This is a genomic window from Rhodococcus sp. BH4 (assembly GCF_002079265.1).
In the GTDB taxonomy this organism is placed as follows: Bacteria; Actinomycetota; Actinomycetes; order Mycobacteriales; family Mycobacteriaceae; genus Rhodococcus_F; species Rhodococcus_F qingshengii.
In genome coordinates this window covers 798,315-812,824 of sequence record NZ_CP014941.1, presented here as the reverse complement: position 1 = coordinate 812,824, position 14,510 = coordinate 798,315, and the positions used below count along the sequence as shown (strand labels likewise).

At 61.7% G+C, this 14,510-nt stretch carries 13 protein-coding genes; 1 reads left to right on the top strand and 12 read right to left on the bottom strand.

Annotation, left to right across the window (positions count from 1 at the left end):
- Positions 1-10 precede the first annotated feature (10 nt).
- The 6 genes from A0W34_RS03825 to A0W34_RS03800 form a co-directional block, all read right to left on the bottom strand.
- Positions 11-1,471: an MFS transporter gene (locus tag A0W34_RS03825; RefSeq protein ID WP_081557338.1), complete on the bottom strand. Its 1,461-nt coding sequence runs from the start codon at positions 1,469-1,471 to the stop codon at positions 11-13.
- On the bottom strand, positions 1,468-2,316 hold the full coding sequence (locus A0W34_RS03820; RefSeq protein WP_003945658.1) for a mycofactocin-coupled SDR family oxidoreductase: 849 nt from the start codon (positions 2,314-2,316) through the stop codon (positions 1,468-1,470). Before A0W34_RS03820 ends, A0W34_RS03825 begins: the two co-directional genes overlap by 4 nt.
- A 103-nt stretch (positions 2,317-2,419) precedes the next feature.
- The gene (locus A0W34_RS03815) at positions 2,420-3,559 is read right to left on the bottom strand and encodes a serine hydrolase domain-containing protein (protein WP_232330047.1); all 1,140 of its coding nucleotides are present in this window, start codon (positions 3,557-3,559) and stop codon (positions 2,420-2,422) included.
- 180 nt (positions 3,560-3,739) lie between these two features.
- Positions 3,740-4,150 carry a VOC family protein gene (locus A0W34_RS03810; RefSeq protein ID WP_003945857.1) on the bottom strand — a complete coding sequence of 137 codons (411 nt, stop codon included), beginning with the start codon at positions 4,148-4,150 and terminating at the stop codon, positions 3,740-3,742.
- Positions 4,151-4,285: 135 nt separating this feature from the next.
- Positions 4,286-5,287, bottom strand: coding sequence for an AraC family transcriptional regulator (locus A0W34_RS03805; RefSeq protein WP_063315047.1), 1,002 nt, complete (start codon positions 5,285-5,287; stop codon positions 4,286-4,288).
- A 31-nt stretch (positions 5,288-5,318) separates the two neighbouring features.
- Entirely contained in the window at positions 5,319-5,885 is a 567-nt protein-coding gene (locus tag A0W34_RS03800; RefSeq protein WP_050655865.1) for a GNAT family N-acetyltransferase, read from the bottom strand.
- A gap of 85 nt (positions 5,886-5,970) precedes the next feature.
- On the opposite strand from A0W34_RS03800, the gene A0W34_RS03795 reads away from it, so the two are divergent.
- On the top strand, positions 5,971-7,287 hold the full coding sequence (locus A0W34_RS03795; RefSeq protein WP_081557336.1) for an HNH endonuclease signature motif containing protein: 1,317 nt from the start codon (positions 5,971-5,973) through the stop codon (positions 7,285-7,287).
- A 107-nt stretch (positions 7,288-7,394) separates the two neighbouring features.
- Here A0W34_RS03795 and A0W34_RS03790 read toward each other — a convergent pair whose 3' ends face one another.
- The 6 genes from A0W34_RS03790 to A0W34_RS03765 all read right to left on the bottom strand — a co-directional run bounded on the left by A0W34_RS03790 (position 7,395) and on the right by A0W34_RS03765 (position 14,435).
- Positions 7,395-8,564 (bottom strand): lipid-transfer protein, encoded by a 1,170-nt coding sequence (locus tag A0W34_RS03790; RefSeq protein WP_081557335.1) that lies wholly within the window; start codon positions 8,562-8,564, stop codon positions 7,395-7,397.
- Positions 8,561-9,001, bottom strand: a complete 441-nt coding sequence (locus tag A0W34_RS03785; protein WP_007734018.1) for a MaoC family dehydratase — start codon at positions 8,999-9,001, stop codon at positions 8,561-8,563. Before A0W34_RS03785 ends, A0W34_RS03790 begins: the two co-directional genes overlap by 4 nt.
- A gap of 2 nt (positions 9,002-9,003) precedes the next feature.
- Positions 9,004-10,005 carry a bifunctional MaoC family dehydratase N-terminal/OB-fold nucleic acid binding domain-containing protein gene (locus tag A0W34_RS03780; RefSeq protein ID WP_050657067.1) on the bottom strand — a complete coding sequence of 334 codons (1,002 nt, stop codon included), beginning with the start codon at positions 10,003-10,005 and terminating at the stop codon, positions 9,004-9,006.
- A 7-nt stretch (positions 10,006-10,012) separates the two neighbouring features.
- The gene (locus A0W34_RS03775) at positions 10,013-11,164 is read right to left on the bottom strand and encodes an acyl-CoA dehydrogenase family protein (protein WP_007734012.1); all 1,152 of its coding nucleotides are present in this window, start codon (positions 11,162-11,164) and stop codon (positions 10,013-10,015) included.
- Positions 11,149-12,189, bottom strand: a complete 1,041-nt coding sequence (locus A0W34_RS03770) for an acyl-CoA dehydrogenase family protein (RefSeq protein WP_058039246.1) — start codon at positions 12,187-12,189, stop codon at positions 11,149-11,151. The genes A0W34_RS03775 and A0W34_RS03770 overlap by 16 nt, the downstream gene beginning before the upstream one ends.
- Before the next feature lie 83 nt (positions 12,190-12,272).
- Positions 12,273-14,435, bottom strand: coding sequence for an acyl-CoA dehydrogenase (locus A0W34_RS03765; RefSeq protein WP_042920534.1), 2,163 nt, complete (start codon positions 14,433-14,435; stop codon positions 12,273-12,275).
- Between the last annotated feature and the right edge of the window lie 75 nt (positions 14,436-14,510).

Below are 14,510 nucleotides of genomic sequence, written 5' to 3'. Positions count from 1 at the left end.
GTCCGTCGACTCACCCGATCTTCGTTGCGCCATCGGTTTCGGCTGCAATTGGTAACTCGGGCCCCGATACCGCCCCCGTCCGCTCCACCCTCACTGCCAAGGTCACCGCGGCCGCCAGTGCCGATACGCCCGCTCCGATCCAGTACAAAACCGCGAACGAATGCAGGGTCGGCACAGTGCTCGCACCGATCACCACCGTCGAACCGGCCAATACCGCTGCCGCAACGGCGCTTCCGGTGGAGGTACCGACCGAACGGAGCAGGCTGTTGAATCCGTTGGCCGAGGCAGTCTGATGGATCGGCGCAGATTCGGTGATCAGAGTCGGCATGGCTGCCAGGGAAAATGCCACACCGGCCGATACCACGGCAGCGCCGATCACGATATTGACCAGCGTCGGCGTCAACAGCACACGCAAGACGTATCCGATTGCGATGACGATCGCTCCTGAGGCCAACGTGGCCTTCGCTCCCCATCGCCTCGTCACCTTCGACGACACCGGCGCCAATCCGATCATCAGGACTCCGCCCGGCATCATCGCCAGTCCGGCTTCGGCAGCCGAGAGTCCGAGACCGTCCGCCGACGCCAGGGGCAACTGAAGTTCCTGCGTTGCCGCCAACGCGCTGATGAACATGGCAAAACCGAGTAATACTGCGCAGACGTTCGAAACCAGAATCGGAGCGCGAAGTGAAGTCCGCAGATCGACCAGCGGTGCCGGCGTGTGCAGTTCCCACGGAATCCATCCACAGAGCAAGACCACGCCGGACGCGATCAGAACCAGAACCTCGGGGCTTGCCCAGCCCCATTCGGTTCCTTTCGAAACGGCCAGCAGCAGTGCAGTCATAGCGAGCGTGAGGACTGTGGCTCCCAGAAAGTCGAAGCGTCCGCGACTCTTCACAGCCGATTCCGGCACCACCAGAGGCAAGACGACTATCAGTACGACCCCGAATCCACCGGTGACCCAGAAAAGCGCGGGTAGTCCCCAGTGCGCCGAGATCACCCCAGCCATCGGCATACCGAACATGCCACCGATCCCCAACGTCGCACTCATGAGAGCTACTGCACCACTGAGCTTTTCCGGAGGAAGGACATCGCGCATGATGCTGATTCCGACGGGCAGAAGTGCCGTCGCGAACCCCTGCAACGAGCGCCCGAGGATCAATAACCAGAAACTCTGGCTGAGCGCCGCAACCATGCAGCCGACGATCATCACGGCAAGACAGACGAGCATCATCGCGCGCTTACCGAACATGTCGGCGAGTCTGCCGATGAGAGGGGTTGCGACGGCACCGGTCAGCAACGTCGAGGTCACCAGCCAGGAAGCGGTGGAGGACGATACTCCCGATGCCGTCGCGAACGCAGGCAGGACCGGCACCACCAAGGTCTGTTGCAGCGCGACCACCACACCGCTCAGACTCAGGACGCCGACGACCCACCCGGTCCGCGCTTTCGCGCGAACAGTCTTGTCCGTCAAGCGTTCGAGCGAGCGGCTACTCCGGCGTCGACAGGAACCACGATGCCACTCATGTGGGCACTCGCGTCGGCGGCGAGGAACAGGACTACTCGCGTGATCTCGAAGGGATCCAGCCAACCGACCGGCTGCGCATGCAGAGTCGCGTACACGGGTTCGACGTCGTCTGCCGTCGGCGATTCGAGGTCAGGCCGCATCATCGCGTACATCATGTCGTTGTGAATCATCGGCGTCGAGATGTTCCCCGGTGCAATAGCATTCACGGTCACACCCGAGTTTGCCAGTTCGAGCGACACACTCTTCGTCAAACCGATGACGCCCCACTTGGAGGCGCCGTACGCAGCCATCTGGGTGCCACCGGAGCGACCCATCATCGAGGAAATCGTGATGATGCGACCGTAACCACGTTCCGCCATTCCACCTGACACGGCCGCAACGGTGTTGAACACACCGGTCAGGTTCGACGAGATGACTTCGTTCCACTGCGCCGACGTCATCGACGTGATCGGAGCGGGCACGGACACACCGGCATTCGCGACGGCGATGTCGACACGGCCGAACTCGGCTTCAGCGCGGGCAACGAGCGCGTCCATTGCGTCGCGATCAGCAGTGTCTGCCTTGACGGCAATGCACCGACGACCGGTGGCTTCCACCAAACGAACGGTTTCCTTCAGATCCTCCTCGTTTGCGAGGGGGTAGGCGACGACATCACTGTTCTCGCACCGGTCGCAGATCACGATGTCCGCGCCACGCTCCGCGAATGCGACAGCGTGGGCGCGCCCCTGACCGCGTGCGGCGCCGGTGATCAGTGCAACTTTTCCTTCGAAGCTGCCTTCGAGGCTGTTCATGCCGTCTCCTAGTTCGTCGTATGCAAGCGTGCGCTGTACTGCATGCGTACTCCGAACCCGCCCGAAAGAAACAGTCGATCCCGGACAGCGGGAATCCAGCCGGTTACTGGTAAACGGCGGTCTCGAATTCCAGGTATCCGTTGATGGATCCAGGGTCCGCGAACGGCAGAATCTGCGTTGCCCAGAACCCGCCGACGCCGGTCTGCCGGTCGATCCAGTAATAGAGGTTGGCAAGACCCGCCCAAGCCAGCGATCCGGCCGGCCTACCGGTGGGTGCCACCTCTTCATTTGTCATGAAGGAGTATGCCCATCCCTTGGGTACACCGGGGAAGAATTCCGCATCGTTGGACAGCGTCGGGAGAACTCCGGGCAACAACCCCACGTGCTGGCCTTCGAGCCCGTTCTGAACGGCTGCAGCTACCGTCTCCGACGACAACACGCGACCCGAAGTGCCCGCGCCGTCGTTGAGCCACATACGAATGAACTTCATGTAGTCGCCGACAGTGCCGTGCAAACCGTGACCACCCATGTGCACCTCGGGTTCGGCCGGAAGCTCGAATCCGATGAGCGGAGTGAGGCTTCCGTCGCTCTCACGCTGATGGATCGGCGCAAGTCGATCCTTCATCGACGGGCTCATCGTGAATGCCGTATCGGCCATCTCGAGAGGTTCAAAGATGCGCTCGCGCATGACATCGCCGAGTCGCTGACCTCGAATCGACTCGACGACCTGTCCGGCCCAGTCGATGTTGGTGCCGTACTCCCACTTCTCACCCGGGTCGAAGAGCAGCGGTGTCGTGAGCGCCGCTTTGCTACACGTGATCACGCTGGGCTGCCCATGTTCCTGTGAGAGCCGGTTGTACGACTCGTTGAAGAAGTCGTAGCCGAACCCTGCAGTGTGAAGGAGCAGCATGCGAGTGGTGATGTCACGCTTGGGTTCCCGAAGAACGGGGTTTCCGCCGGCGTCGAAACCGTCCAGGACCTTCAGCTCACCGATGTCGGGAACATAGGTCGCTGCAGGTGCATCGAGATCGAGCAATCCCTCCTCCACACATTGCAGGACAGCGGTACCGGTGATCGCCTTGGTGGTGGAGAAGAGCGCAAAGGTTGTATCGAGGGTCATCGGAACGCCGGAACCGAGAGTCCGCTCGCCCGCAGCACCCTCGTAGATGTTGCCTTCTCGATCCGTAATCATCGCGACCACACCCGGGACGCGATCAGCCCCCTGAGTTGCTCGCGCCAGCACGTCGTCGAGGCGCTGCTTCGAAAGGGGCTTCCGCGCAATATCTTCGATCGTCACTGCATTTCTCCATCCGACTTGCAACTTGTCTTGTCGAACAGAATGTAACGGCGATCACATACCCGGTTCTGCCTCGAAACGGCAGGAAAACTGTCTCGTTTCGGCAGAACCGGGCAGAGCTTGGAGTCAGCTCTGGGGCGCTCCGATATTCACCAGCCAGGAAATGCCGAATTTGTCTGTACAGGCGCCGAATTCGTCGCCCCACATCTGCTTCTCGAGCGGAACGCTGACCGTACCTGTTCCCGACAGTTGCTCCCAGTACCCGCGCAGCACGTCGCCGTCGTCGCCGCTGAGGCTGACCGTGATGTTGTCGCCGGGGTTGTACGGCATGCCGGGCGGAGTGTCAGCACCCATCAGGGTGTATCCCTGATCGGTCTCGAGCATTCCGTGCATGATCTTGTCCCCGCCTTCGCCGGGATTGCCGAATTCACCGAACGTGCTCAGCGCCAGCGTGCCACCGAAAATGCCCTTGTAGAACTCCAACGCTTCACGCGCGTTACCGTTGAAACTGATGTACGGATTGAGTCGAGTTGCCATGACGTACTCCTAGCTCGGGGGGATTGCTGTCACGTTCGATTTCAATCCTTGCAGAACGCTCCGACACGAAACAACGGATCATCGCAGTTCATCGAGTGCGTAAACCGATCGTCATGACCGTTCAAACAACTGTCCTCAGAGTCGATTCCGGGTCTCGGAAGGCAACTCTCCGAACCGTTTCCGGTATGTGGCCGCAAACATACCCAGATTGACGTAGCCCCAGGCGTTGGCGATTTCGGAGACGGTTCTCCCGTCGGAACGCAACAGTTCGCCGCGTACACCCTCCAACCGACGCGCGCGCAATCGTTGCCCCGGTGTGGTGTCTCGGTACCGTCGAAATCCCGCAGTGAGCGCCCGGACACTGACACCCACCGCAGCCGCGATCTCCGATGCCGTCGGCACCGAGCGAGCAAACGTATCGATGTACTCCTCTGCCGATCGCACGTAGGCAGGTTCGGCGGAGGCGACGTCGACGCCGAGTTGCAGCCCGGCCTGCGTCGCCCACTCGTCGAGAAGCTGAGCCGCGATGAGTTCTTGAACCCTGGCACCCAGCCTTTCGCTCGACATCGCCTCAGGCGAGTCTGCAATTGCGCGAACGACGTAGTCCATCAATGCCAGCCAACTCGAGCCCCGCCCGCCGATGGTGCACTTGTGCCGCCACAGACGGTCGTCGGGAACCGACCCGAACCATTGCATGGCGTGATCGGCGACAAGCTGATGCGGCACAGTGAGATTCAGCTGCAGGTGATCTTCGTCGAATTCGACGAAGTAGTCGGTCCGGCTACAGTCGGCGACAAAGGTCTCCCCCACGGCAGTATTCACCGCAGTTCCTCCGCCGAGGGCATGTCGACCGTTGCCTCTGATAGTCGTCAGAACCAGAATGTTTCCGGCCTCAGGCGAACATTCACCGACGGAGACCGGAATCCCGTAACAGAATCTGGTGACGTCGATCTTGCCGACTGCCGCGGAGTACATGTCCGAAGCCGGCTTCAACCGACTTCCGATCGGCGTGACCGTATACGGCATGTAGATGTTGTCGGACCACTCCTTGATGCGGTCCCAGTCCCGAGAAAAGGCCTGGTGATGCTGCATAGTGGGCTGGCCGGCCGCGTCGATGAGCAAGGCATCCTCGAACATGGTTCGAGTATCGCACCAGGGCCCGGGAAGGTCACGCGAAGTGAGCTGACGTGATCTCTGGCTGTACGGCGGCGGGTCGTGTTGCAGCAAAAAGCAGCGAATCCACCGCGGTCCCCCGGATCACCATGTGTGCCCTCATTCGCCCCTCCTCCTCCATTCCGATTTTGGTGAGCACCGACGCCGACGCCGAATTCTCCGGACGACACGTTGCCTGCACTCGCTGCGCTCCGAAGCGAGCAAAGGCGAATTCCAGAACCGCGCGCCCCGCCTCCGACGCATAGCCTCGCCCTTGGAACTTCGGGTTCACGACAAAACCGAGTTCCGCCCGCCGGTGCGCGGCGGATACTTCCCACACAGCTACCGAACCGATGACCGTTCCATCGGCCTTCGACGTAATGGCCAGGGTGAACGTGCGACGTTCGACGAGCGCAGCTTCTAGTGCAGCGTCAGCCAGGAACGCCCTGGTCACCGCAGGGGTGTTCGGCCCCCAATCAACATATCTACAGACGGCAGGGTCGGACGCGTACTGATGGACGGCACCTTCATCCGCGGCAGTGAAATCTCGAAGAACAAGGCGTTCCGTAGTCAACGTGAACATCCAGCGATCCTAGAGCGAGCCCAAAAGCACCTCTTGACTCGAACGCATGTTCGAGTATGATTTGGGGAGGGGATCGGGGGATTCAATGAGTGTCTTGTTGTCGGACGTGGTTTCGGGTTCTGCGGTGGGGTTACGCGGACGTCTGTGGCAGTTGTCGGCTGCTGAGTTACGCGCGGCTGCGGTGTCGGCGAGCGCGGAGATTCTTCGTCTCGAGGCTGTGCGGGTGGCAGTGGTCGACGAACTTTCGTTGCGTTCCGATGATCAGGTGATTGCCAGCCGCGGGGTGGGTGCGTGGTTGGCGGCGAACACGATGTTGCAGGTTCGGGACGGGAAGAAGATCGCCGCGTTGGGTGCGGCTTTGCGGCCGTTTCCGGCGGTGGCGGCTCGGTTCGATTGCGGGGACTGTTCGTTCGATCATGCCGTGTTGATCGTGGCGTTCTGTGAATCACCACCGAAAGGCATGCCGGAGGAGGCGCTACCGAAGTGCATCGATTTGTTGTTGGCTGCCGCGTCGGGGGTGGAAGCGACGACGACGAAAGTGCGGAACGTGATCGCGACCTTGGAGCGAATTTTCGAATCCGATGAGATTCCGCCCGCCGAGGATGTCGATCTCAACGAGTTGCGGATCGCGTCGACCTTGAACGGTCGAGTGGTGGTGCGTGGCGATTTCGATGCCCTCACCGGTGAAATGTTGCTCTCGGCGTTGTCGAATCTGACGATGCCGACCCCAGCACCGGATGGGACGCCGGATGCCCGGTCGGCGGCGAAACGCACCGCGGACGGGTTCACCGAACTGATCCGCCGGTATCTGGACTGCGCGAAAACCGGTACCGATGGTGGTCAGCGTCCGCATGTGAACGTGCACATCAATGCTCGTGATTTGGCTGAGCATCGGGACTGCGCCGCGTCGCCTTCTGATGTGGACGACGAAGGCTCACCCGATCTGGACTTGTCGGATCTTGATGTCGGGCACATGCCCTGGCTCGGGCCACTGTCGGTGTCGCAGACCCGACTTCTCGGGTGTGATTGTTTCCTGTCGACCGTGCTGCTCGACGATCACGGCGCACCGCTCGATGCGAAACCAGGAAAACGATTGGTCAACGCCGAACAGCGAGTGGCGTTGATCGCCCGAGACAGAGGCTGCGCCTTCCCCGGCTGCACATGTGTACCGGCCTGGACGGATGCGCACCATATCCGGCACTGGGCGAACGGCGGCCCGACGGTGATGAACAACCTGGTCCTGCTGTGCCGTTCACATCACCGACTGATGCACCGGAAATCAGGGTTCGTCGGGAAATGGGAAATCCGAATCGGCGCCGACAACAAACCCTGGTTCATCCCGCCGCCCTCGATCGACCCCGGGCAGCAACCCAGGCCGGCGAACACCACCTTCAAAACCTGAGGTAGTACTCCTCGGGCACAACAGAACACGGCCGAGCACCGCATCGAAGGAGACCTCGATGCGGTGCCAACCGGCCGTGACGCTTGATGAAGCTGTGCCCACGATAATCAGCGAGTCAGCACAAGCCCCGATGTCGGAACGCCCGTTCCCGCAGTCACCAGTACATTCTCGACGGAGTCGACCTGGTTGACCGAAGTACCGCGGATCTGCCGAACACCCTCGGCGATACCGTTCATCCCGTGAATGTATGCCTCGCCGAGCTGTCCACCATGGGTGTTGATCGGAAGCTTGCCGCCGAGTTCGATTGCGCCACCGGCGATGAAGTCCTTTGCCTCTCCCCTGCCACAGAAACCGAGTTCCTCGAGCTGCATCAGAACATAGGGCGTGAAGTGGTCGTAGAAGATCGCCGTCTGCATGTCCGACGGGCGCAGCCCACTTTGTGACCAGAGCTGATCGCCGACAAGGCCCATCTCCGGTAGGCCGGTCAAACCGTCGCGGTAATAGCTGGTCATGATGTATTGATCTGCCCCGCTGCCCTGTGCGGCGGCAGCGATAACGGCGGGGGTGTTCTTCAGATCTTTGGCTCGTTCTGCCGAGGTGACGACGATCGCGATGCCGCCGTCGGATTCCTGGCAGCAATCGAGGAGATGCAAAGGTTCAGCGATGAATCGCGAGTTCTGATGGTCCTCGAGGGTAATCGGTTTTCCGTAGAAGAACGCCTTCGGATTGGTGGCTGCATGCTTACGGTCGGCGACGGCGATTCGACCGAAGTCCTCGCTGGACGCTCCGTATACGTGCATGTATCGCTGCGCGACCATCGCGACAAACGATGCAGGAGTACCCAATCCGTGAGGATAGGAAAAAGCGTTATCCGTGCCCGACGAATTGACCTGCGCCACAAGGCCGGAGTTCACCTGCCCGAAACGGGCACCCGATCGCTCGTTGAACGCGCGGTAAGCGACGACGACGTCTGCGACGCCGGTGGCAACAGCCATGGCGGCCTGCTGAATCGTCGCCGCAGCGGCACCGCCTCCGTAGTGAATGCGGCTGAAGAACTTGAGGTTCGGAATCCCCACCGAACGAGCTACTGCCACTTCAGTGTTGGTGTCCATGGTGAACGAGGTAAGACCGTCGACGTCGGCGGGTGTCAGACCGGCGTCGTCCAACGCGGCTTGAACAGCCTCGGCGGCCAGTCGCAGTTCACTGCGACCGGAGTCCTTCGAGAAATCCGTGGCTCCGATTCCGACGATCGCTGCCTTGCCGGACAATACGCTCATTCAATGTCTCCGTTTTCAATGTCTCCATTCGAGCCCGACGCCGGAAATGCCAGTGTGACCTGTGCGGTGATGTGATCTCCCAGGCTGTTTTTGCCGACCACCGCGAGCGACACGAGATCCTCGTCGTAGGAGGTCACCGTTCCGGAGAGCGTCAAGGTGTCGTAGGCGTACCAGGGGACTCCGAGGCGGAGTTTGATCGACGTGAGTACAGCCCGCGGTCCGGCCCAATCGGTCACGAATCGCTGCACCAAGCCGGTGTCGGTGAGGATGTTGACGAAAATGTCTTTCGAGCCGCGTTTCTGTGCGAGATCGCGGTCGTGGTGAACATCTTGAAAATCGCGGGTAGCGAGCGCCGCCGAGACCACAAACGTCGGGTCGCCGTAAATCGAAAGCTGCGGAAGAACCTCTCCCACAGTGATATCCGTCGTCGAAGTCATCGTCACTCCTTCACCGCAGAAACCGCAGACACCGCAGACACAGAAACCGGCTGCCAGGCGTACAGAGTCCAGGGAGTTCCCCCGGTCTCGTCGTCTCCGGGGAAGTCGAGGTAGATCGCCTCCACCTCCATTCCGATCGACACACTCGACGGATCGATACCGCGCAATTCGCCGAGCATCCGCACACCCTCAGGCAGTTCGACCAGGGCAACGACGAACGGCAACGACCGACCAGGAACCTTGGGGGCGTGGTGAACGACAAAGCTGAAGACCGTTCCCCGACCTGACGCCACCACGTAGTCGGTCTGCTCCGACTTGTCTTTCCAGATCGCGGGCACCGGCGGGTGCTGTACCGAACCGTCCGCACGCAGTTGAATACGCAACTCGTGTGCGGCGACACCGTCCCAGAAGAACTGCGTGTCGAGGGATGCTGTCGGACGCAGCATTCGAGATGCGTCCAGGTCCGCAGGGACGTCAGTGGAGGAACTCTCGCTGACTGGCGGCGCGAACTTCAAGATCCGGAACATCATCTCCGAGACCAGTTCTTCGCCGACCCGCCAGAAGCTACGGGTAGTGAAGAACCACCCTTCACCAAGACCTGTCTTCTTGGGTCCCACTACGTCTTCCAACACCGAGGAGATGGTGACTTCTTCACCCGGCTTCAAGTAGCGGTGGTAGATCTGATCGCAGTTGGTCGCGACGACGGAGGTGAATCCGGCCTCGTCGAGAATGTCCGTCATCCGTCCCAACGGATCGTCGGCTTCTCGAATTGCCCCCAGACCGCGCATCGTCCATACCTGCGCCATCGCCGGCGGTGCGACTATTCCGTCGTGTCCGGCGGCGCGGGCAGCCGATTCGTCGACGTAGATCGGGTTCTCGTCACCGATCGCCTCGACCCAGTTGCGGATCATCGGCAGGTTCACGGGGTCCCGGCCGGCGCGAGGAGCGCTTGGCCCGTCCTCTCGAACCCGCTCGGCAGCAGTGAGAATGGGATCTGACACGATTTGTTTCCTATCTCGGAACGCGAGGAAGCTTCAGGCCGGCGGTCGCAATCAGTTCGCGCATCACCTCGTTGACTCCACCGCCGAAGGTGATCACCAGGTTGCGCTTGATCTGCATGTCCAACCACTCCATGAGATCAGCAGTTTCGGGATCGATCGGATTTCCGTACCGCCCGACGATCTCTTCCGCCAGTCGACCGACCCGCTGGATACGCTCGGTCGCAAACACTTTGGTTGCCGAAGCGTCGGCGATATCCACCGAATCCGAATCACTCGACGCCACTTGCCAGTTGAGCAGCTCATTGAGGCGGTACGTCGCATGAATTTCGCCGAGCGCGCGCCGTACGTCAACGTGATCAAGCAGGTTTTCACGCTTGGCCCAATCGAAGACGTGGTCGTAAATCCCTGCGACACGACCTGCCGGACCGAGCATGACGCGTTCGTGGTTGAGCTGCGTCGTGATCAAGCGCCAGCCCTGATTCTCCTCACCCACAAGCATGTTCGCCGGAACGCGAACGTCCTCGTAGTAGGTGGCGTTGACGTGATGCGCACCGTCGCAGGTGATGATCGGGGTCCAGGTGTAGCCGGGATCTTTGGTGTCCATGATCAGGATGGAGATGCCGCGGTGCCTTGAATCGGCAGACCCTGTCCGCACGGCGAGCCACACGTAATCGGCGTCATGCCCGCCGGTGGTGAAAATCTTCTGGCCGTTGACGACGTACTCGTCACCATTTCGTGCCGCCGAAGTGCGCAGTGCTGCAAGGTCGGTGCCGGCTTCCGGTTCGGTGTAGCCGATCGCGAAGTGCACTTCACCGGCGAGGATCGCGGGCAGGAATTTCTGCTTCTGCTCCTCGCTGCCGTACTTCTGCAGGGTCGGACCGACGGTCTGCAAAGTCACCGAAGGCAGTGGGACATCCGCCCGCACAGCCTCGTTGACAAAAATCTGCTGCTCGACTTCACCGAACCCACGTCCGCCGAACTCCACCGGCCAGCCGACGCCGAGCCAGCCGTCCTTGCCCATACGACGGATGACCTCGCGATAGGTAGGGCCATGCCGCTCCACGCGCATGATCTTGGCCTCTTCGGGCGAGATCAGCGTCGAGAAGTAGCGTCGAAGTTCAGCTTGCAATGCGCGCTGACTGTCGGTCAGATCGATGAACACCGGGCCCCCACGAGGTCGAGTCGCTGCGAAGCACCGCCGAGCAGGCGTGCCAGGTCTTTTGCAGTCGAGTAGTAACGATGAAGTGGATACGTGACGTCGACGCCCAGACCACCGTGCAGGTGGTGAAGCACCTGCATCATGGCAGGCACTTCTTGGGCGATCCAGTACGCCATGACGTCGAGGTCCGACTGGGCGTCCAGGCCCTCCGACACGCGCCAGGACGCCGACAACGCCGCGACATGAAGGGTCCGGGAGGTGACGTACGCGTCGGCTATCTGTTGTGAGACTGCCTGGAACGTGGCGAGCGGCTTACCGAATTGCTCACGCGAGCCGACATGCGCCGCAGTGAGATCGACGGCACCGGACACCAAACCGTCTGCAACGGCTCCGATGCTTGCCGTGGCGATCCGGTACAGCGTCTGGACGGCTTCCTCGCCGGCACCGAGAAGTTCACCGACTGCCTCGTCCATGGTGACTGCGAACTCGGGACTGCCGGACGCACTGGGAGTCGGCGTCAATGCGACGCCGGCGGCGGTCGGATCGACGAGAACGACTCCGGCGTCGGTGGGCACAAGAATTCTGTGTGCGCTCGCCGCGAAAGGCACGGCAAGCACCGTCCCGCTGACGCGATACCAGTCGCCCGACTGATGGGCGGTGGTCGACGGCTGTGCCGGGAACTGCTGACCCGGCTCACCGAGCGCCGCGGTGAACACCCGTCCGGCGCCGACTCCGGTGAGCAATTCTTCCTGTTGAGCGTCGGTCCCCAGAGCGACTATGGGGAGTACACCGAAGCCGAGGGTTGCGAGAGCCGGAATTGGAGCAGCGGCCCGGCCGACCTCGACGAGGAGGGAACCGACGTCGGCGACGGAGAGTCCCTCGCCGCCCAGACGCTCGGGCAGGGCCAACGTGAGCAGGTCGGCATCGGCGAATGCCGCCCAGAGCGCGTCCGGCTCCAGTTCGCGGGCAAGGAGCGCGGTAGCCACCTCGGCTACCGCTTCCTGGGTTTCATCGGGAGTGAAGTCCACGCTGGCAATCCTGTCTCTGATGTAGAACGTGTTCTAGTTGTATCACCAACGTGGACATTTCTAAAGGCCTCTACTCACGCCGTCTAATCACGGGGCAGGCCCAGAATTCTCTCCGCGGCGACGGTCAACAGAATCTGCGTGGTTCCGCCGGCAATCGACAGGCATCGCGTGTTGAGGAACTCACGCGAGAGCGGACCCTCCACCCATCCGGCCGGGCCACCCAATTCCATGGCGAACTCTGCGACATTCTGACGCTGGCGCACGCCCACCAGCTTGCGGACGCTCGACGCCGGACCCGGATCCTGACCGTCCAATTGCCGCAGTGTCGTGCGCAATTCCAGCAGTGAGCCCACCATGGCGGTTCCGATCAGCCCACCGAGCTTGTCTGCCACCACAGGATCGGGGTCGCCGGCCAGCTCGAGCAATTCCTCCATCGCACCGCCGAGCGAAGAGCCACCGCTCATTGCGACCCGCTCGTTGGCGAGGGTCGTTCGGGCCAGTTTCCAGCCTCCACCGAGCTGGCCGACGACGCACTCGTCCGGGACGAAGACGTCGTCGAGGAAGACTTCGTTGAACAGGGCATCTCCGGTGATCTCGCGCAGCGGCGAGATTCGAATCCCAGCCGTCTTCATGTCGAGAAGGAAGTACGTGATGCCCTTGTGTTTGGGAACCTCGCGATCGGTCCTGGCGAGGCAGATGGCCCAGTCAGCTTCACGCGCAAGCGAAGTCCAGACTTTCTGGCCGTTCAGCTTCCAACCGCCGTCGACCTTTTCCGCGGTCGTGCGCAGTGCCGCAAGATCCGAACCTGCGCCGGGTTCACTGAAGAGCTGGCACCAGGTGATCTCGCCCTTGAGCGTCGGAGTCGCAAATCTTTCGATCTGCTCCGCACTGCCGTGCTCGAGGATGGTCGGCACTGCCCACCAGCCGATCACCAGATCGGGTCGGCCGATACCGACGGCCGCCAACTCTTCTTCGATCAGAATCTGTTGCGCGGCCTTGGCGCCCCGGCCGTACGGCTTGGGCCAGTGCGGCGCAAGGTAGCCCGATTCGGCCAACGCGTTGCGCTGCTCGGATTCGGGCAGCGCCACCAATTGCGCTACCTCTTCGCGAATTTCGGACCGGTCGGATTCGAGCTCACTCAAGTCGATCTGAAGGTGACGCCGTGCGCCGCCGATCGTCAATTCCGCGACGCGTGCGCGCCAATGAGACGATCCGCCCAGAATCTGCCGGAGCGACAGTGCTCGACGAAGGTAGAAGTGCGCCTCGTGCTCCCAGGTGAATCCGATGCCGCCGAGCACTTGAATGCAGTCCTTTGCCGTGTCGACAGCGGCATCCAGCGACACCGCGGCGGCCACTGCTGCGGCGATCGGAAGTTCGTCGCCCGACTCGGCAGCGACCGCACCATCCCAGGCGACGGCTCCGGCATTCTCTACGCGACACAGCATTTCGGCGCAGATGTGTTTGATCGCCTGGAACGAGCCGATGGGCTTTCCGAATTGTTCGCGAATCTTCGCGTACTCCACCGCAGTACGCAGGCTCCACGCCGCAATTCCGGCAGCTTCGGCAGCCCCAAGTACCGCCGCTAGGTCGGAAACCGATCCTGGCGCAATGTCATCGAGGATCCGGTCGGCATCGACCGTCACTCGATCGAAGGAGACTCGCGCCAGTGGTCGCGACTTGTCGATCGTGTCGACCGCTTCGTAGGTCACGCCTTCGCTGTCTCCGTCGACGAGAGCCCAGACGACACGCGAGCCTTCGTCTTCGGACACGACGCCCGCCGACACGAGTACCGATACGCCTGAATCGCCGCCCCAGGCGTAACCTCCTTCGCCATGAAGCTCGATGCCGCCGGACGCATTCGCCGTTGCCGCAACTGGACTTTCGTCCAATACGACGGCACACGGCAGCGCACCGTCGGCGAGCGTTTCGGACCATCGCTTGGCAGCGGGCGACGAACTACGCCCCACCACCAGAGCTGCGAGTGCAGTCGTGAGAACAGGACCCGGCACGAGTTCGATTGCCGCCTGCTCGAGCATTGCTGCGAGATCGACGATTTCGGCCCCGGCTCCGCCTACCGCTTCGGGAACGGCGACCGAAAATATCCCGAGAGACGCGAACTCGGACCATTTCTCCCGCCACGAAACTGCTGGTCCACGGCGTACCATGTCCATCGGCGTGGCCGAGCGAGCCCAGGCCTCTATCGATTCCTGGACCGCCCGCTGTTCATCGGTCGTGGCGATTGTCACAACTGGTTCCCGCCTCTCGATAAGTGACACAATTGTTTAGAACGTGTTCTAATATGACACCTGGCCAAGAGTCAA